The organism is Mycobacterium sp. GA-1841 (genome assembly GCF_001954135.1).
GTDB lineage: Bacteria > Actinomycetota > Actinomycetes > Mycobacteriales > Mycobacteriaceae > Mycobacterium.
On the sequence record NZ_MBEQ01000108.1, the window covers coordinates 1 to 17886 of the forward strand.

General features: G+C 67.6%; 18 protein-coding genes. 8 read left to right on the forward strand and 10 right to left on the reverse strand.

Annotated features, from left to right (window positions below; all coding sequences use genetic code 11):
- Together A5740_RS23905 and serA are read right to left on the reverse strand one after the other, a co-directional pair.
- A partial coding sequence (locus tag A5740_RS23905; RefSeq protein ID WP_254849318.1) for a 3-isopropylmalate dehydrogenase occupies positions 1 to 958 on the reverse strand: 958 nt, incomplete at its 3' end.
- A complete protein-coding gene (gene serA, locus A5740_RS23910; protein ID WP_076198223.1) occupies positions 955 to 2541 on the reverse strand; it encodes a phosphoglycerate dehydrogenase in 1587 nt (528 codons plus the stop codon). The genes A5740_RS23905 and serA, both read right to left, overlap by 4 nt.
- Positions 2542 to 2601: 60 nt before the next feature.
- On the opposite strand from serA, the gene A5740_RS23915 reads away from it, so the two are divergent.
- The 4 genes from A5740_RS23915 to A5740_RS23930 all read left to right on the forward strand — a co-directional run bounded on the left by A5740_RS23915 (position 2602) and on the right by A5740_RS23930 (position 5482).
- Entirely contained in the window at positions 2602 to 4032 is a 1431-nt protein-coding gene (locus tag A5740_RS23915) for an NAD(P)/FAD-dependent oxidoreductase (RefSeq protein ID WP_139335324.1), read from the forward strand.
- Positions 4029 to 4640: an NAD(P)H:quinone oxidoreductase gene (wrbA, locus tag A5740_RS23920; protein WP_076198227.1), complete on the forward strand. Its 612-nt coding sequence runs from the start codon at positions 4029 to 4031 to the stop codon at positions 4638 to 4640. Before A5740_RS23915 ends, wrbA begins: the two co-directional genes overlap by 4 nt.
- Before the next feature lie 67 nt (positions 4641 to 4707).
- Positions 4708 to 5073 (forward strand): hypothetical protein, encoded by a 366-nt coding sequence (locus A5740_RS23925; protein WP_076198229.1) that lies wholly within the window; start codon positions 4708 to 4710, stop codon positions 5071 to 5073.
- Positions 5074 to 5140: 67 nt separating this feature from the next.
- On the forward strand, positions 5141 to 5482 hold the full coding sequence (locus tag A5740_RS23930; protein ID WP_254849319.1) for a hypothetical protein: 342 nt from the start codon (positions 5141 to 5143) through the stop codon (positions 5480 to 5482).
- A 69-nt stretch (positions 5483 to 5551) separates the two neighbouring features.
- On the opposite strand, the gene ilvC is transcribed toward A5740_RS23930, so the two are convergent.
- From ilvC to A5740_RS23945, 3 genes are all read right to left on the reverse strand, one after another.
- Complete coding sequence (gene ilvC / locus A5740_RS23935) at positions 5552 to 6553, reverse strand: ketol-acid reductoisomerase (RefSeq protein ID WP_175616350.1); 1002 nt, start codon at positions 6551 to 6553, stop codon at positions 5552 to 5554.
- Positions 6554 to 6618: 65 nt separating this feature from the next.
- Complete coding sequence (gene ilvN, locus A5740_RS23940; RefSeq protein WP_076198355.1) at positions 6619 to 7131, reverse strand: acetolactate synthase small subunit; 513 nt, start codon at positions 7129 to 7131, stop codon at positions 6619 to 6621.
- Between the two features lie 31 nt (positions 7132 to 7162).
- Positions 7163 to 9025, reverse strand: coding sequence for an acetolactate synthase large subunit (locus A5740_RS23945; protein WP_076198233.1), 1863 nt, complete (start codon positions 9023 to 9025; stop codon positions 7163 to 7165).
- 369 nt (positions 9026 to 9394) lie between these two features.
- On the opposite strand from A5740_RS23945, the gene A5740_RS23950 reads away from it, so the two are divergent.
- Positions 9395 to 9736: a PH domain-containing protein gene (locus tag A5740_RS23950; RefSeq protein WP_139335322.1), complete on the forward strand. Its 342-nt coding sequence runs from the start codon at positions 9395 to 9397 to the stop codon at positions 9734 to 9736.
- Between the two features lie 3 nt (positions 9737 to 9739).
- On the opposite strand, the gene A5740_RS23955 is transcribed toward A5740_RS23950, so the two are convergent.
- Entirely contained in the window at positions 9740 to 10585 is an 846-nt protein-coding gene (locus tag A5740_RS23955; protein ID WP_076198235.1) for a DoxX family protein, read from the reverse strand.
- Positions 10586 to 10720: 135 nt separating this feature from the next.
- On the opposite strand from A5740_RS23955, the gene A5740_RS23960 reads away from it, so the two are divergent.
- Together A5740_RS23960 and A5740_RS23965 are read left to right on the forward strand one after the other, a co-directional pair.
- Positions 10721 to 11842: a PQQ-dependent sugar dehydrogenase gene (locus A5740_RS23960; protein ID WP_175616345.1), complete on the forward strand. Its 1122-nt coding sequence runs from the start codon at positions 10721 to 10723 to the stop codon at positions 11840 to 11842.
- A 131-nt stretch (positions 11843 to 11973) separates the two neighbouring features.
- Positions 11974 to 12603 carry a TetR/AcrR family transcriptional regulator gene (locus A5740_RS23965; protein WP_076198237.1) on the forward strand — a complete coding sequence of 210 codons (630 nt, stop codon included), beginning with the start codon at positions 11974 to 11976 and terminating at the stop codon, positions 12601 to 12603.
- A gap of 7 nt (positions 12604 to 12610) precedes the next feature.
- Here the strand turns inward: A5740_RS23965 and gatB are convergent, their stop codons facing one another.
- The 4 genes from gatB to gatC form a co-directional block, all read right to left on the reverse strand.
- A complete protein-coding gene (gene gatB / locus A5740_RS23970) occupies positions 12611 to 14122 on the reverse strand; it encodes an Asp-tRNA(Asn)/Glu-tRNA(Gln) amidotransferase subunit GatB (protein WP_076198239.1) in 1512 nt (503 codons plus the stop codon).
- Between the two features lie 104 nt (positions 14123 to 14226).
- The gene (locus A5740_RS23975; RefSeq protein ID WP_076198361.1) at positions 14227 to 15258 is read right to left on the reverse strand and encodes an ATP-dependent 6-phosphofructokinase; all 1032 of its coding nucleotides are present in this window, start codon (positions 15256 to 15258) and stop codon (positions 14227 to 14229) included.
- Positions 15259 to 15312: 54 nt separating this feature from the next.
- Positions 15313 to 16794 carry an Asp-tRNA(Asn)/Glu-tRNA(Gln) amidotransferase subunit GatA gene (gene gatA / locus A5740_RS23980; RefSeq protein ID WP_076198241.1) on the reverse strand — a complete coding sequence of 494 codons (1482 nt, stop codon included), beginning with the start codon at positions 16792 to 16794 and terminating at the stop codon, positions 15313 to 15315.
- A gap of 4 nt (positions 16795 to 16798) precedes the next feature.
- Positions 16799 to 17098 carry an Asp-tRNA(Asn)/Glu-tRNA(Gln) amidotransferase subunit GatC gene (gene gatC, locus A5740_RS23985; protein ID WP_076198243.1) on the reverse strand — a complete coding sequence of 100 codons (300 nt, stop codon included), beginning with the start codon at positions 17096 to 17098 and terminating at the stop codon, positions 16799 to 16801.
- A 128-nt stretch (positions 17099 to 17226) separates the two neighbouring features.
- On the opposite strand from gatC, the gene A5740_RS23990 reads away from it, so the two are divergent.
- The gene (locus A5740_RS23990; protein ID WP_076198363.1) at positions 17227 to 17886 is read left to right on the forward strand and encodes an amino acid-binding protein; all 660 of its coding nucleotides are present in this window, start codon (positions 17227 to 17229) and stop codon (positions 17884 to 17886) included.

Consider the following 17886-nt stretch of genomic DNA (forward strand, 5'->3'; position numbering starts at 1 on the left):
GCGGGTCGACAAGGCGGTGTCCGAGCACCTCGCGACCCGTGGTGAGGCGAAGCTGTCCACTTCGCAGGTGGGCGAGCAGCAGGGCCACGCTCATCACCGCGGCCGTCGGATCGGCGATCCCCTGCCCCGCGATGTCAGGTGCACTGCCGTGGACGGGTTCGAACATCGACGGATTGGTCCGGGTGGCATCGATGTTGCCGCTGGCGGCCAGTCCGATGCCACCGCACACCGCGGCCGACAGGTCGGTGATGATGTCGCCGAACAGGTTGTCGGTGACGATCACGTCGAACCGGCCCGGATCGGTGACCATGTGGATGGTCGCGGCGTCGATGTGCTGGTAGGCCACCTCGACATCCGGGTACTCGGCACCCACCTCGGCCACCACCCGCGACCACAGCGACCCGGCGAAGGTCAGCACGTTGGTCTTGTGAACCAGGGTCAGGTGTTTGCGGCGCGACTGGGCCCGGGCAAAGGCGTCGCGCACCACGCGCTCGACACCGAAGGCGGTGTTGACGCTGACCTCGGTGGCCACCTCGTGCGGGGTCCCGACGCGCAGCGCGCCACCGTTGCCGGTGTACGGACCTTCGGTGCCCTCCCGGACCACGACGAAGTCGATGCCGGTCACGCCCGAAAGCGGGCTGGCCACACCGGGATACAGCCGGCCCGGCCGCAGGTTCACATGGTGGTCCAGGGCGAACCGCAGCTTGAGCAGCAGCCCTCGCTCCAGGATGCCGCTGGGCACCGACGGATCACCGATCGCGCCGAGCAAGATCGCGTCGTACCCGCGAAGCTCCTCGATGGTCTCGGTGGTGAGCAGTTCGCCGGTTGCGTGGTAGCGCCGCGCGCCCAGGTCGTATTCGGTGCGGTCCACGCCGGGCAGCACCGCGTCGAGCACCTTGAGTGCCTCGGCGATGACCTCGGGTCCGATGCCGTCGCCGGCGATAACAGCGAGTTTCATGACAGGTCGACCACTTCCAGCGTCGTGGCGTCGACCGCGGCGGAGAGTGCGGCGCGCACGTCCTCGGGGACATCGGTGTCCAGGCGCAGCATCACGATGGCGCTGTCACCCTCGACGTCCTGGCTCAGCTGCGCGGCCAGGATGTTGACGTTCGCCCCGCCCAGCAGGGTGCCGATCTTGCCCAGCGCGCCCGGCTGATCGTTGTAGTGGACGATCAGGTTGTACCCCTCGGCGCGCAGGTCGAAGTTGCGGCCGTTGATCTGGACGATCTTCTCGACCAGCTGCGGCCCGCTCAGGGTGCCCGCAACGTTGACCGCGCTGCCGTCGGCGTGCACGACGCGCACATCGACCACGCTGCGGTGGTTGGGGCTCTCGGTGGCGGTGCTGATCTCGGAGGTCACGCCACGGTCGGTGGCCAACGTCGGAGCGTTGACGAATGTCACCTGCTCGTCGACCACCGCGGAGAACAACCCTCGCAGCGCCGACAGGCGCAGGATTTCGACGTCTTCCGACGCCAACTCGCCCCGCGCCTGCACCGACAGCGACACCGGGGCCGCATCCGAGAGGGCGCCGGCCAGCAGGCCGAGCTTGCGCACCAGGTCCAGCCAGGGCGCCACCTCTTCGCCGACGGCCCCGCCGCCGACGTTGACGGCGTCCGGCACGAATTCACCGGCCAGGGCCAGCTTCACGCTGGCGGCCACATCGGTACCGGCCCGGTCCTGCGCCTCGGCGGTCGAGGCACCCAGATGCGGGGTCACCACGACCTGGGGCAGCTCGAACAGCGGGCTGTCGGTGCACGGTTCGGTGGAGAACACGTCCAGTCCGGCGGCACGCACGTGGCCGCTGCTGATCGCGTCCGCCAGGGCCTGCTCATCGATCAGACCACCGCGAGCGGCGTTGACGATGATGACGCCCGGCTTGGTCTTGGCCAGGTTCTCCTTGCCGAGCAGGCCGGCGGTCTCCTTGGTCTTGGGCAGGTGCACCGAGATGAAGTCGGCACGGGCGAGCAGCTCGTCCAGGGGCAGCAACTCGATACCGAGCTGGGCGGCGCGCGCCTGCGAGACGTAGGGGTCGTACGCCACGATGTGCGCACCGAAGGCGGCCAGGCGCTGCGCGACCAGCTGTCCGATGCGGCCCAGGCCGACCACGCCGACGGTCTTGTCGAAGATCTCGACACCGGAGAACGACGACCGCTTCCAGGTGTGTTCGCGCAGGGTCGCGTCGGCGGCCGGGATCTGCCGCGCCGTGGACAGCAGCAGGGCCAGGGCGTGCTCGGCGGCACTGTGGATGTTGGAGGTCGGCGCATTGACCACGAGCACCCCGCGGGCGGTTGCGGCATCGACGTCGACGTTGTCCAGGCCGACGCCGGCGCGGGCGACGATCTTGAGTTTCGGGGCCGCGGCGATGACCTCGGCGTCCACCGTCGTCGCGGAACGCACCAGCAGCGCGTCGGCGTCCGGTACCGCAGCGAGCAGCTTTTCGCGATCCGGGCCGTCGACCCACCTGACCTCTACCTGGTCACCGAGTGCGGCAACGGTCGATTCCGCGAGCTTGTCGGCAATCAAAACAACGGGAAGACTCACGCGGACAGCCTAATGTGTGCGCCCTACCACAGCCGAACCGCGTGCGGTGTACTGATGGGTGTGGACGTCACAATCGTCGGCAGCGGGCCCAACGGCCTGACCGCCGCTGTCATCTGCGCCCGGGCCGGACTTGCCGTACGCGTGATCGAAGCCCAGTCGACAGCGGGCGGGGGCGCCCGCACCCTGCCTGATCCGGAGTTCAGCGGCGTGAGCCATGACATCTGTTCGGCGGTACATCCGTTGGCGCTGGCGTCACCGTTCTTCGCCGCCTATGACCTGACCGCTCGCGGCGTGGAACTGGCCGTGCCCGAGATCGCCTACGCCAACCCGTTGCCACACCAGCCGGCGGCCATCGGCTACCGCGACATCGAGCAGACGTGCGCCGAACTGGAGTTCGGCGACTCCTGGCGACGGCTGCTGGGCCCCCTGGCCGCCGATTGCGATGGCGTGGTGGGTCTCATCCTTGGCGACAAACGGTCGATACCGCCGTCGCTGGGCTCCGCTGTTCGAGTGGCCCCGCGTCTGCTCGCCCAGGGCACCCCGCTGTGGCGGTCCCTGAAAGGCGAGGACGCCCGCGCGTTGTTCAGCGGTGTTGCCGCACATACGATTTCCACGATGCCGTCCCTCGTCTCGGGCGGCGCCGGATTGATGCTGGCGACGTTGGCACACGCGGTGGGGTGGCCGATTCCGATCGGCGGGTCCCAGGCCATCCCGGATGCGTTGATCGCCGATCTCCTCGCCCATGGCGGCGAACTGGTACTCGGGCAGGAGGTCACCGAGCCACCGGCCGGCGTGGTGCTCTACGACACCGCACCCACCGCCCTGTTGTCGATCTATGGCAAGTCTCTGCCGGACCGCTACGCACGGGCCCTGAGCCGCTACACCTATGGCCCCGGCGTGGCGAAGGTCGACTTCGTGTTGAGCGACGAAATCCCTTGGCAGGATGCGCGTCTGGCTCAGGCCCCGACACTGCATCTGGGTGGCGGGCGGGCCCAGATGGCGTTGGCCGAGTCCGAGATCGCCGCGGGGCGCCATGCCGAGTGGCCCATGGTCTTGGCGGCACTTCCCCACCTCGCCGACCCGTCGCGCGTCGACGCGGCGGGACGGCGACCGCTGTGGGCCTATGTCCACGTGCCCAACAACTCCACCGTGGACATGGCCGAAACCGTCACCGAGATCTTCGAGCGATTCGCTCCGGGTTTCCGCGACGTCGTGGTCGCCGTGCGCAGCGTGCCCGCTTCCCGGATGGACGAACACAATGCCAACCTGGTCGGCGGAGACATCGGTGTCGGCGGCAACAACATGGCCAGCGCACTTCTGGGTCCCACTCCCCGACTCGATCCCTGGACCACGCCGATCCCGCGGGCCTACCTGTGCTCGTCGGCCACCCCACCCGGCGGCGGGGTACACGGGATGGCTGGTTTCTACGCGGCCCGCACCGTGCTCAAACGCGAGTTCGGGATCCGTGATCTGCCTAAGCTGGCGCCATGACGAACTCTGCACCCAAGGTCGCCGTCATCTACTACTCCGCCATCGGCCACGGCACCACCATGGCCAAGCGCGTCACCGCTGCCGCCGAGTCGGCCGGCGCCGAGGTACGACTGCGCCATATCGCCGAAACCCAGGACCCGCAGTCCTTCGCCCACAACCCGGCGTGGACCGCCAATTATCAAGCGACCAAAGACCTTCCGGCTGCCACCGGTGAGGACATCGTGTGGGCCGATGCGGTCATCTTCGGCTCCCCCACCCGTTTCGGGTCTCCGACCGCCCAATTCCGCACCTTCATGGATTCACTGGGCGGCCTGTGGGCGGAGGGCAAGCTCGCCGACAAGGTGTACGCGGCGTTCACCTCGGCGCAGACCGTGCACGGCGGTCAGGAGGCGACGCTGCTGAACCTGTATGTGTCGCTGATGCACTTCGGCGGCATCATCGTGCCGCCCGGCTACACCGATCAGGTGAAATTCGCCGACGGCAATCCCTACGGCGTCAGCCTGACCGCCAACCGCGACAACATCGAGCAATTCGACGAGACGACGAACGACGCATTGGATCACCTGGCCCGGCGCGTGGTCGGCGTCGCCGCCCGTCTCGCCGAGTAGTTGTCGGGTGTGACGTACGCCACGTAAAGTGGGGCTTGAACGCTCGGGCCACAGCAGGGGGCTGACGATGGTGCAGCGCAGGACGACGCAACTGAAGATGCTGTTCGGTGGATTCGCTGCGGCGGGCGCACTGGCATTCGCCGGGCTGTGCCTGCCGGCACAGGCATTCGCTGCCCCGGGTGATCCGGGCGGCGGCGCCTACGCAAACGGTGGCGGTGGCGGTGGCTATTCACGCGGAGCGGCCGGTGGCGGCTACGCGACCGGAGATGCCGGCGGGGCGTTCTCCCGAGAAGGCGCAGCCGGCGGCGGCTATGCCCGCGGCATCGCCGGCGGTGGATATGCGACCGGAGATGCCGGCGGCGCCTGGTTCCGGCAAGCATGCGCGGCCGCACAGAACGGCGACGGGCCGGCGCCCGTCGGTTGTGCGACCTGATCCGACCGCAGTACCCACGGCGAAATTGGTGCGTGGTCATCCGGCCACGCCCTCTTAGATTCAGTGTGTGGAGATCGCAGGCATCGCCCGGTTGGTGGGATCCGTCCCGCATATGAATCCGGTCATGAAGTTGTTCGCGGTGGGCGACTTGGAGCTCTATCACGTGAGCCCACCGCTGCACGGCTACCACGTGGTCGCCGCCTCGCAACAGTTGTGGGCCATGCGAATGCAGCTCCGCCACCCCGACGGTCGGCTCGAGCCACCCGAGGCCGACGACCCGGTCTCCACCGAGCTCTACGGTGTCGCCGGTGAGGGTCTGCAGATCGACAGCACCGAGAAGCTTCCCGGCAGCGCCGACGGCAGAAACGTCGCCCGCACGCTCGCGGCGATCGGCTACACGATCATCTAAATGCCGAAAGGCCAGTCATTGCACGCTTTTTCGAAGCTCGCGTGCAACAACTGGCCAGTCGTCAGAAATTTAGGCCGTTTCGGTGATCGGTCGGTCGACCCAGCTCATCAGGTCGCGCAGCTTCTTGCCGGTGACCTCGATCGGATGCTCGGCGTTCTGCTTGCGCAGGCCTTCGAGCTCCTTGTTGCCGCCCTCGACGTTGGCCACCAGACGCTTGACGAAGGTGCCGTCCTGGATGTCGGTCAGGATGTCCTTCATGCGCTTCTTGGTGTCGGCGTCGATGACACGGGGGCCCGACAGGTAGCCGCCGAACTCCGCGGTGTCGCTCACCGAGTAGTTCATCCGGGCGATGCCACCCTCGTACATCAGGTCGACGATCAGCTTGAGCTCGTGCAGCACCTCGAAGTAGGCCATCTCCGGGGCGTAACCGGCCTCGACCATGACCTCGAAACCGGCCTTGACCAGTTCCTCGGTGCCTCCGCAGAGCACGGCCTGCTCACCGAACAGGTCGGTCTCGGTCTCTTCCTTGAAGGTGGTCTTGATGACGCCGGCGCGGGCACCACCGATGGCCGCCGCGTACGACAGCGCCAGGGCCTGGCCCTCACCCTTGGGGTCCTGGTCGATGGCGATCAGGCAGGGCACACCCTTGCCGTCGACGAACTGGCGACGCACCAGGTGGCCGGGGCCCTTGGGGGCGACCATGCCGACGGTGACGTTGGCCGGGGCCTTGATCAGGCCGAAGTGGATGTTGAGACCGTGGCCGAAGAACAGTGCGTTGCCGTCTTCGAGGTTGGGCTCGATGTCGTTCTTGAAGATCTCGGCCTGCGCGGTGTCAGGTGCGAGCACCATGATCACGTCGGCCCACTTGGCCACCTCGGCCGGGGTGTCGACCTCAAGGCCCTGCTCTTCGACCTTGACGCGGGACTTCGAGCCCTCCTTCAGACCGACCTTGACCTGCACACCCGAGTCACGCAGCGAAAGCGAGTGCGCGTGCCCCTGGCTGCCGTAGCCGATGACGGCGACCTTACGACCCTGGATGATCGACAGGTCCGCGTCGGCGTCGTAAAACATCTCAACTGCCATGCGAAACTTCTTCCTTCTCTTTCTAGCTGTTCAGCGCTATGCGGCGAATAACGCTACTTGACGGCACTGATGCCACGCGGACCGCGGGACACCGAGACCATGCCCGACTGTGCGATCTCGCGAATACCGTACGGCTCCAGGACCCGCAACAGGGCCTCGAGTTTCTCCGGCGTACCGGTCGCCTCGACCGTGAGGGACTCGGTCGAGACATCGACAACCTTGGCGCGGAACAGGTTCACCGCTTCGATGACCTGGCCGCGGTTGGTCGCGTCGGCGCGCACCTTGATCAGAGCGAGCTCGCGGGAGACGGAGTTGTCCTCCTCCTGCTCGACGATCTTGATCACGTTGATCAACTTGTTGAGCTGCTTGGTGATCTGCTCCAACGGAGATTCCTCGACGCTGACCACGATCGTCATCCGCGACATGTGCTTGTGCTCGGTGGCACCGACTGCCAGGGACTGGATGTTGTAGCCGCGACGAGAGAACAGTGAGGCCACCCGGGCCAGCACGCCGGGTTTGTCCTCGACCAACACCGAAAGGGTGTGGGTGGGGGTGGTGTTGCTCATCAGTGCTCTCTCTTCTTCGCGCAAGCGCTCATCAGGCATGCCCCTCTGCGTCGTTCTCGTCGAACAGCGGCCGGATGTCACGAGCCGCCATGATCTCGTCGTTGCTGGTGCCGGCGGCGACCATCGGCCACACCTGGGCGTCGGCACCGACGATGAAGTCGATGACCACCGGGCGGTCGTTGATCGCGCGGGCCTGGTTGATGACGTCCTCGACATCCTCGGCCCGCTCACAGCGCAGCCCCACGCAGCCCAGCGCCTCGGCCAGCTTGACGAAGTCGGGAATCCGGCGGGAGTGCGTCGCCAGGTCGGTCTGGCTGTAGCGCTGCTCGTAGAACAGGGTCTGCCACTGCCGAACCATGCCCAGGTTGCCGTTGTTGATCAGTGCCACCTTGATCGGCGCACCCTCGATGGCGCAGGTGGCCAGCTCCTGGTTGGTCATCTGGAAGCAGCCGTCGCCGTCGATGGCCCACACCTCGGCCTCGGGCCGGGCGAACTTGGCGCCCATGGCCGCCGGGACGGCGAAGCCCATGGTGCCCAGGCCCCCGGAGTTCAGCCAGGTCTTCGGGTTCTCGTACTTGACGAACTGCGCGGCCCACATCTGGTGCTGGCCGACCCCGGCGACATAGACCGCCTCGGGTCCGGCGATCTGACCCAGTTTCTCGATGACGTACTCGGGGCTCAGGCTGCCGTCGCTCTGCGGCCCGTAGCTCAACGGGTAGGTCGTCTTCAGGCCGGACAGGTACTCCCACCAGCTGTCCAGTTTCAGTGTGTCGCGGGTGGTTTCGTCGCGGCGCAGCACCTCGATGAGGTCGGTGATGACGGCCTTGACGTCACCCACGATCGGCACGTCGGCATGCCGGTTCTTGCCGATCTCGGCGGGATCGATGTCGGCGTGGATCACCTTGGCTTCCGGAGCGAAGGACGACAGCTGACCGGTCACCCGGTCGTCGAAGCGGGTGCCCAGGGCGATCAGCAGGTCGCTGCGCTGCAAGGCGCCCACCGCGGCCACGGTGCCGTGCATGCCGGGCATCCCGAGGTTCTGCGGGTGGCTGTCCGGGAACGCGCCGCGAGCCATCAGTGTGGTGACAACCGGGATGCCGGTCAGCTCGGCCAACTGCCGCAGTTCGGCGCTGGCCTCACCACGGATGACGCCGCCACCGACATAGAGCACCGGCTTGTGCGCCGCGGCAATGAGCTTGGCGGCCTCGCGCACCTGACGGCTGTGCGGTTTGGTGTTCGGCTTGTAGCCGGGCAGGTCCAGCTGCGGCGGCCACGAGAAGGTGCACTGGCCCTGCAGGATGTCCTTGGGGACGTCGACGAGCACCGCGCCCGGGCGTCCGGAACGGGCGATGTGGAAGGCCTCGGCCATCACCTGGGCGATGTCGTCACCGTTGCGCACCAGGAAGTTGTGCTTGGTGATCGGCATGGTCATGCCGGTGATGTCGGCTTCTTGGAAGGCGTCGGTGCCGATCAGGCTGCGACCCACCTGCCCGGTGATGGCCACCACGGGGATGGAGTCCATCTGGGCGTCGGCCAGCGGAGTGATCAGGTTGGTGGCACCCGGACCCGAGGTCGCCATCATCACGCCGACCTTGCCGGTGGCGTGGGCATAGCCGCTGGCCGCATGGCCGGCGCCCTGCTCGTGGCGGACCAGCACGTGCCGCAACTTCTGCGAGTCGAACAGCGGGTCGTAGACGGGCAGCACCGCGCCGCCGGGGATGCCGAAGACGACGTCGACACCGAGTTCCTCCAGCGACCGGACGACCGCCTGCGCGCCGGTGAGCTGCTGGGGCGCAACCCGATTGGGCTGTCCCGATTCTGATTTGGCCTTGGTTGCGCCGTTGGCCGGCGCGCTTGCGGACCGGGCTGTCGGTCGCGTTGTCGGTGCGCTCACGATGTCCTCTTCACGGTCTTCGTCACATTCCTATTCAGAAAGTCTTCAACTTTTTCACTGGTGGCGACGCGCTTTGTGGCAAATAAAAAACCCCCGTCAGCCGGTAGCTGTACGAGGGTGGCGCGTCGATGCGGTTGGCTATGCCCGGCAGAGGGCCAGCGCGGCATCAACGCGCCAACCAATTACTACGAGCAATCCGGGGGTGTGCATAGCACCTGACGGTAGCTGCCGTACAGGTCGAAGGTCAAATTGCCCTACCCTGGCGCGGCTATCGCGGTGACGCGGGCGGGCCCGATGCCCGCGGTGGTGCAGGATGAAAGAGTGAGCGCACGATCGGCAACCGCCCCTGTCGTAGTCCGGATATCGCCCATGGCGCACCTGGCGGTCGGCTTCCTGACCCTCGGCCTGCTGACGCTGGTGCTGAGCAACCCGGCCTGGTTCGGGATTCTTCTGGTGTTCCCAATTGCCTTGTCCACAGCGATCTTCCGCTATCGCACCACCGCCGACGCCGACACGGTGACCGCCCGGACGCTCACCGGCGCGCGCACCGTGGCGTGGGGCGATATCAAGGGCCTGCGATTCGACCGGTCGTCGTGGGCGATCGCCGAACTCGTCGACGGGACGGACCTGCGTCTGCCCGCGGTGACATTCGCGACACTGCCGTTGCTCACCGAGGTGAGCAACGGTCGCGTACCGAATCCGTACGCCTGAGCGTCAGCCGAGCGGATTGCCGCCGTTGAGCAACACCCAGATGGCGATGCCGCCGCCGATTCCGAGAAGCAGGGCCACGAACGAACCGACGAAGGGCCGTCGGGCCCAGCCGCGGCCGGCGTCGAATCCGTAGCGCCCCGGGCCGGTCAGGATGAGCGCGGCCGCCGCCGCGACGACGATGAGCCGGTATTCGGTTCCGTCGGTGAGCAGTTCTGAGAGCCGGGCCTGCTCGTGGGCAGTCATCGCCGCGGCGAGCACGCCGTTGATCAGGTACGCCAGCGCGCCGGCCGCCGCAATCGGTGTGAAGAGCCCCAGCACCAGCAGCACGCCGGCGGCGATCTGTCCCCCGGTGGCGGCGTAGGTGAGGATGTCGGCGTTCTTGTAGCCCACCTCGCCCAGTGACGTGTTGAACCCGTCCAGCCCCGGCCCGCCCCACCAACCGAACGCTTTCTGCAGACCGTGGATCACCATCAACCCGCCGAGGGCCACCCGCAGAATCAGCAGACCGAGATCCTGGGTGCCGCGCCTACCGGCCGCTTTGACGCGGTCGTCGACGAACTCGTCGCGTTCGATCTCGGCCGGTTCCGCCGAGAACGGACCCACGGGGCCGGGACCGCCCGGCTGCAGGTATGGCAGCGGTTCGGGATCGGAGACCAGGCTGAACGCCGACTGATCGTCCGGTTTGGCGGAGTCGTACCGCGGGATCGCGGTGGTTTCGAAGTCGCCGCCGTACGTCTCCGACGGCAGATCGTCTTCGGGGTCGACCAGACTGGCTCCGGCCGGCCTGGCGGAATCGTCCGAGTAACCCGGTCGTTGCCAGGCTTGAGGGTCCTGCGGGTGACTGGTCACAGCTGCCAGGGTAAGTGCAACCTCGGCCCGATCCGGGTATTTACCCCGGCGCTTCTACCTGGTATCGGCACGGATGAGCACGCCGCACGGTCCCGACGTGGCGCACAGTGCCGAGCGATCCGTAATCTGGCGGGCATGAAATCGCGTCGGCGGATGACGGGGGTGGCCGCCGTTCTGTGTGCCGCGATGCTGGTCGGCTCGGGCTGCGCCCGGTTCGACGCGGCCCAGTCCGAGCCCTTCACGACCGAACCCAAGATGGCGCCGGGGCCGACGACCACGCCACCGCCGCCACCTCCACTGCCTGCCAAGCCGTTCCCCAAGGAATGCAAGGCGCAGGGGGTCATGCAGGGTTGCCTGGACAGCACCAGCGGGTTGATCATGCTGCCCGACAGCCAGTCGGCGCTGGTGGCCGAGCGCCTCACCGGCGCAGTCAAGCAGGTCTCGGTGAAGGCCGAGCCGAAGGTCAAGGTGGTGATCCCGGTCGATCCGTCCGGGGACGGCGGCCTGATGGACATCGTGCTGTCGCCGACCTACAGCCAGGACCGGTTGATGTACGCCTACGTCAGCACACCGAGCGACAACCGCGTGATCCGCATCGCCGACGGCGACGTGCCGAAGCCGATCCTGACCGGCATTCCCAAGGGTGCCACCGGCAATACCGGGTCTCTGACGTTCACCAGCAAGACCACGCTGCTGGTACAGACCGGCGACGCCGGAGACCCGGCCGCGGCCGCCGATCCGGCGTCGCTGGCCGGCAAGGTCCTGCGCATCGAGCAGCCCACCACGGTCAATCAGGCCCCGATCACCACGGCGCTGAGCGGCCTCGGCGCCGGTGGCGGCATGTGTGTGGATCCATCGGACGGCTCGCTGTACATCACCGACCGCACGCCGACTGCCGACCGTCTGCAGCGGATCACCAAGGATTCGAAGGTGTCGACGGTGTGGACCTGGCCGGACCGGCCCGGTGTCGCCGGGTGCGCGGCCCTGGAGGGCACCGTATTGGTCAACTTGGTCAACACGAAGACGACCGTCGCCGTGCGGTTGGCACCGGACACCGGTGCGGTCACGGGTGACCCAGAGGTGGTCCGCGAGAACGTGCGCGGGCACGCCTGGGCGTTGCAGGTGTCCCCCGACGGCAACGTGTGGGGAGCGACGGTGAACCGGACCGCCGGAGACGCCGAGAACTTCGACGACGTCGTCTTTCCGCTCTTCCCGCAGGGCGGCGGTTTCCCGCGCAGCAGCGCCGACAAGACCTGACCCGCAACAGTTTCCGACGCAGGCCGGCCGATGGTGGGTGGGCCGGTCGGCTGCTGCGGCCGCATCACCATGAATCCAAAAACCCTCCGGTGAGTATCACGATCAGATAACGATGACGTAGCATTGGCCGGGTGCCTGACCGCCAGCGCCGCAGATATGCACCGCGGCTACCGCGTGAAGAACGGCGCGAGCAACTGCTCGACGCGGCGTTGACCGTGCTCCATGACTGTCCCCTGCACGAGTTGCGGATGGAGGCGGTGGCCGAGGCGGCCGGTGTCGGCAAACCCGTGCTCTACACCGCGTTTCGCACGCGGACCGAACTCGTCACCGCCCTGCTCATCCGCGAGCATCACCACGGCCTGAACCAGGTGCTGGCCGCTCTGCCCACGGACCTGTCGGCTTCCGGGCCGACGGACGCCTACACCGCGACGGTCACCGCGTTTTTGCGCTGTGTGTTGGAGAACCCGACCCGCTGGCGCCTCATCCTGACCGTGCCCGACAGTGCGCCCCGCGACTACCGCGCGGCGGTCCGCAACGCCCGCAGCCAGATCCTCACGCACGTCGAGCAAATGGCGAAGGCCGGCATCGCCGTGGATCCCCGGCTGTCGGCGCTCGACCCCGAGTTACTGGGTCATACGTTGCTGTCGTTCGCCGAGATGCTCGGCCGGCTCGCCGCGCACGACCCGACCAGCTACCCGCGCGAACGGCTCGAGCAATACGCGGCTGCGGCGATGACGATGTTCGCCCGCCCGGTGGGCTGACGGGCGATCACCCGCTCTGGCCGCAGGCCGCCAGCACCAACTCCCGGACGCGGGCCGCGTCGGCCGAACCCTTGGTCGCCTTCATGACGGCGCCGACGATCGCGCCGGCGGCCTGGATCTTGCCGCCGCGGATCTTTTCGACGACGTCGGGGTTGGCCGCCAAAGCCTCGTCCACAGCAGCCTGGATCACCGAGTCGTCGCGCACGAGCGCGAGGCCGCGATCGGTCATCACCTGCTCGGGCTCACCTTCGCCGGCCAGCACCCCCTCGATGACCTGGCGGGCCAGCTTATTGGACAGCTTGCCGTCGTCGACGAGTTTGACCACCGCGGCCACCTGGGCCGGCGTGATCGGCAAGGCTTCGAGCTCGACCTCGCTTTCATTGGCCTTCTGCACCAGGAAGTTGCCCCACCAGGCACGCGCCGCCTCGCTGGAGGCGCCGTGGGAGACAGTGGCAGCCACTAATTCGACGGCCCCGGCGTTGACCAGGTCGCGCATCACCTCGTCGGAGATGCCCCAATCCTGTTGAATCCGCTTGCGCGCCAACCACGGCAGCTCAGGGATCGTCTGGCGCAGCCGTTCGACCAACTCCGCGCTGGGCGCGATCGGCTCAAGGTCGGGCTCGGGAAAGTAGCGGTAATCCTGCGCAGTTTCCTTGCTCCGTCCCGGAGACGTGTAGCCGTCCTCATGGAAGTGCCGGGTCTCCTGGGTGACCGTGCCGCCCGAATTGAGAACAGCAGCCTGACGGCGCATCTCGTAGCGGACGGCAACTTCGACGCTCTTGAGTGAGTTCACGTTCTTGGTCTCGGTGCGGGTGCCGAACTCGGTGGCCCCGACCGGCATGAGCGACAGGTTCGAGTCGCACCGCATCGAGCCCTGGTCCATCCGGACATCGGATACACCCAAGCCGCGCAACAGATCTCGCAGCGCCGTCACATACGCACGGGCGATCTCGGGAGCGCGGGCGCCGGTGCCCTCGATGGGCCTGGTGACGATCTCGATCAGCGGAACGCCGGCCCGGTTGAAGTCGGCGAGCGAGGTCGTCGCACCCGCGATGCGCCCGGTGTCGCTGCCCAGGTGGGTCAGCTTCCCGGTGTCCTCTTCCATGTGGGCACGTTCGATCTCCACGCGGAAGGTGGTGCCGTCGTCGAGCGGCACGTCGAGGTAGCCGTTGATCGCGATGGGCTCGTCGTACTGCGAGATCTGATAGTTCTTCGGCTGGTCGGGGTAGAAGTAGTTCTTCCGGGCGAACCGACCCCAGGGCGCGATGTCGCAGTTGAGCGCCAGACCGATGCGGATGGCCGACTCGACGGCCGCCTCGTTGAGCACCGGCAGTGAACCGGGCAGCCCCAGGCACACCGGGCAGACGAGCGTGTTGGGCTCGGCACCGAACCGGTTGGCGCAGCCGCAGAACATCTTGGTGGCCGTAGACAGCTCGACGTGCACCTCCATGCCCATCACGGGCTCATAGGCGGCGATGACGTCGTCGTAGTCAACGAGTTCAGCGGTAGCGACAGACATGGCAACGATCCTAGTTGTGCCGGATTCTCCTCGGCGAGCAGACGCAGATGTACCCATTTTCGCTGGTGATGCGGTACATCGGTGTCTGTTCGCGGGGGCTGGGATCAGCCGAAGAACTCTGCCGCGTCGTCATATCGGGACTGCGGGACCAGCTTCAGTTGGCGAGTTGCGTCGGCCAGGGAAACCCGGCCGATGTCCTGCCCACGCAGCGACACCATCATCCCGTACTCACCGGCATGGGCAGCGTCGGCGGCGTTGACTCCGAACCGGGTGGCCAGCACCCGGTCGTAGGCCGTCGGCGTACCGCCCCGCTGGACGTGCCCCAGCACGGTCACCCGCACATCCTTCTTGATGCGCTTTTCGACCTCGAGAGCCAATTGCTGTGCCACGCCGGTGAATTTCTCGTGTCCGAACTCGTCCATCCCGCCCTGACGCAACTGCATGGTGCCCTCGGCCGGCTTGGCGCCCTCGGCCACCACGCAGATGAAGTGGGCCGATCCGTGCTGAAACCGCTTCTTGACCAGCCGGCACACCTCCTCGACATCGAAGGGCTGCTCGGGGATCAGCGTCATGTGCGCCCCGGAGGCCAGCCCGGCATTCAGGGCAATCCAGCCGGCGTGCCGGCCCATCACCTCGACCAGCATGACGCGCTGGTGCGATTCGGCGGTGCTGTGCAGTCGGTCGATGGCCTCGGTCGCCACCTGCAGGGCCGTGTCGTGGCCGAAAGTCGCGTCCGTGCAGTCGATGTCGTTGTCGATGGTCTTGGGCACCCCGACCACCGGCACATTCTCCTCGGACAGCCAGTGCGCGGCGGTCAACGTGCCTTCCCCACCGATCGGGATCAGCACGTCGATCCCGTTGTCCTCCAGGGTCTGCTTGATCTGATCCAGACCGGCCCGCAGCTTGTCCGGATTGACCCGCGCAGTGCCCAACATGGTGCCGCCCTTGGCCAGCAGCCGATCGTTGCGATCGTCGTTGGCGAGCTGGATGCGCCGATCCTCCAACAGCCCGCGCCAGCCGTCGAGAAACCCGACCACCGACGAGCCGTACCGCTGGTCGCAGGTACGCACCACCGCCCGGATCACCGCGTTCAGGCCAGGACAGTCACCACCGCCGGTGAGAACTCCGATGCGCATGGGCACCATCTTGCCCCGCCTGACACGACCGTGCCGAGGATAAGGGCGTGCGAACTACAACGCGCTGGGCAGCGCGCCGCGAGCCGCCTCATAGGCTGCGCCGACGCGGTAGAGCCGGTCATCGGCCAAGGCAGGCGCCATGATCTGCAGACCGACGGGCAGGCCGTCGTCAGGTGACAGGCCCGACGGCACCGACATACCGCAGTGCCCGGCCAGGTTCAGCGGCAGCGTGCACAGGTCGAACAGGTACATCGACAGCGGATCGTCGACCTTCTCCCCCAGCCGGAACGCTGTCGTCGGGGTCGCCGGAGACACCAGCACGTCCACGCTCTGATAGGCCTGCTCCAGGTCGCGGGCGATCAGGGTCCGCACCTTCTGGGCCTGGTTGTAGTAAGCGTCGTAGTAACCTGCCGACAGCGCGTAGGTGCCGATCATGATGCGCCGCTTGACCTCTGGACCGAATCCGGCAGCACGGGTCAGCGCCATGACCTCTTCGGCGCTGTGCGTGCCGTCATCGCCGACCCGCAGGCCGAACCGCATCGCGTCGAAGCGCGCGAGGTTGCTCGACACCTCCGACGGCAGGATCAGGTAGTAGGCATCCATCGCGTGGTCGAAGTTCGGGCAGTCGACCTCGGTGACTTCGGCGCCGAGCGCGGTCAACTGGGCGACGGCGGCATTGAACGACTCCAGCACGCCGGGCTGGTACCCCTCACCGCGCAGCTGCTTGACCACACCGACCCGCACGCCCTTGAGATCACCTGCCGCACCGGCCTTGGCGGCGCCGACCACATCGGGCACCGCGGCGTCCACCGACGTGGAGTCGCGTGGGTCGTGGCCGGCGATCACCTGGTGCAGCAGCGCCGTGTCCAACACGGTGCGCGCGCAGGGTCCGCCCTGATCGAGCGACGACGCGCAGGCGATCAGTCCGTAGCGCGACACCGTGCCGTAGGTCGGCTTGACGCCGACGGTCGCGGTCAGGGCGGCAGGCTGACGGATCGACCCGCCGGTGTCGGTGCCGATGGCCAGCGGCGCCTGATAGGCGGCCAGCGCGGCGGCGCTGCCGCCACCCGAGCCGCCGGGCACCCGGTCGGTGTTCCACGGGTTGCGGGTCGGTCCGTAGGCCGAATTCTCCGTCGAGCTGCCCATGGCGAACTCGTCCATGTTCGTCTTGCCCAGGATCGGGATGCCGGCGGCGCGCAGCTTGGCGGTGACGGTCGCGTCATACGGGGCCTGCCAGCCCTCCAGGATCTTGGATCCCGCGGTGGTGGGCATGTCGGTGGCGGTGAAGACGTCCTTGAGCGCCAGGGGCACGCCGGCCAGCGGTGACGGCAGTGTCTCACCGGCGGCCACGGCGGCGTCGATGCGGGACGCGGTCTGCAGCGCGGCATCCGCGGCCACGTGCAGGAACGCGTTGAACCGGTCGTCGGTGGCCGCGATCTGGTCCAGGTGGGCCTGGGTCACCTCGGTCGACGAGACTTCCTTGGCCGCGATCTGGGCGCCCAGGGTCGCCGCGTCGCGGCGGATCAGCTCACTCATGCTCTTATTCACCCTCTCCCAGGATCCGCGGCACGGCGAAGCGTCCATCTTCGGCGCGCGGTGCCGCGGCCAGCGCCTCGTCCTGCGTCAGGCAGGGCACGACGGTGTCGGGCCGGGTCACGTTCACATCCTTGAGTGGGTTGTCGGTGGCCTCGACGCCGGTGACGTCGACGGACTGAATCTGGCTGACGTGGTCGAGGATGGCATCCAGCTGGCCGGCGAAACTGTCCAGTTCGTCATCGGTCAGCGCCAGACGCGCCAGACGCGCCAGATGGGCAACCTCGTCTCGGGAGATCTTCGACACGACAAAGCAGCCTAGTCACGCGACCAAATCGGCCGACGGGCAGGAGCGCAGCGAGCCGCGGAATCGACACGCCTCGTCGGCAGTGCACCGGCATGCCCACCCCCGACCCCTGTGGAACAGTGTTGCACGTGCCTTCGTATCTACTGCGGGTCCAGCTTGAGGACCGCCCAGGCAGCCTGGGCTCGCTCGCCGTGGCGCTCGGCTCGGTCAACGCCGACATCCTGTCGCTCGACGTCGTCGAGCGCGGCGCCGGCTACGCAATCGATGATCTGGTCGTCGAGCTGCCGCAGGGCTCGATGCCGGACGCACTGATCACTGCCGCCGAGAACCTGTCCGGGGTCTACGTCGACAGCATCCGCCCGCACACCGGGTTGCTGGAGGCGCACCGCGAACTTGAGTTGATCGACCATGTCGCCGCGGCCCAATCGAGGGCCCATCGGCTGCAGGTGCTCGCCGAGGAGGCACCCCGGGTGCTGCGGGTCGGCTGGTGCACCGTGGTGCGTTCGATACCGACGGGCGTGGAGCGCCTCGCCGCGAGTCACGGCGCCCCCGAGACGCGGGCCGAGTCTGCGCCGTGGTTACCGCTGCAACGGGCCACTGCGCTCGACGGCACCGACGATTGGGTGCCGCAGGTGTGGCGCGATATGGACACCAGCCTGGCGGCCGCACCCTTGGGCGACCACGACACCGCCGTCGTGCTGGGTCGGCCCGGTGGGCCGGGCTTTCGCCCCTCGGAGGTGGCCCGATTGGGCTACTTGACCGGGATCGTCGCCACGATCCTGCGCTGA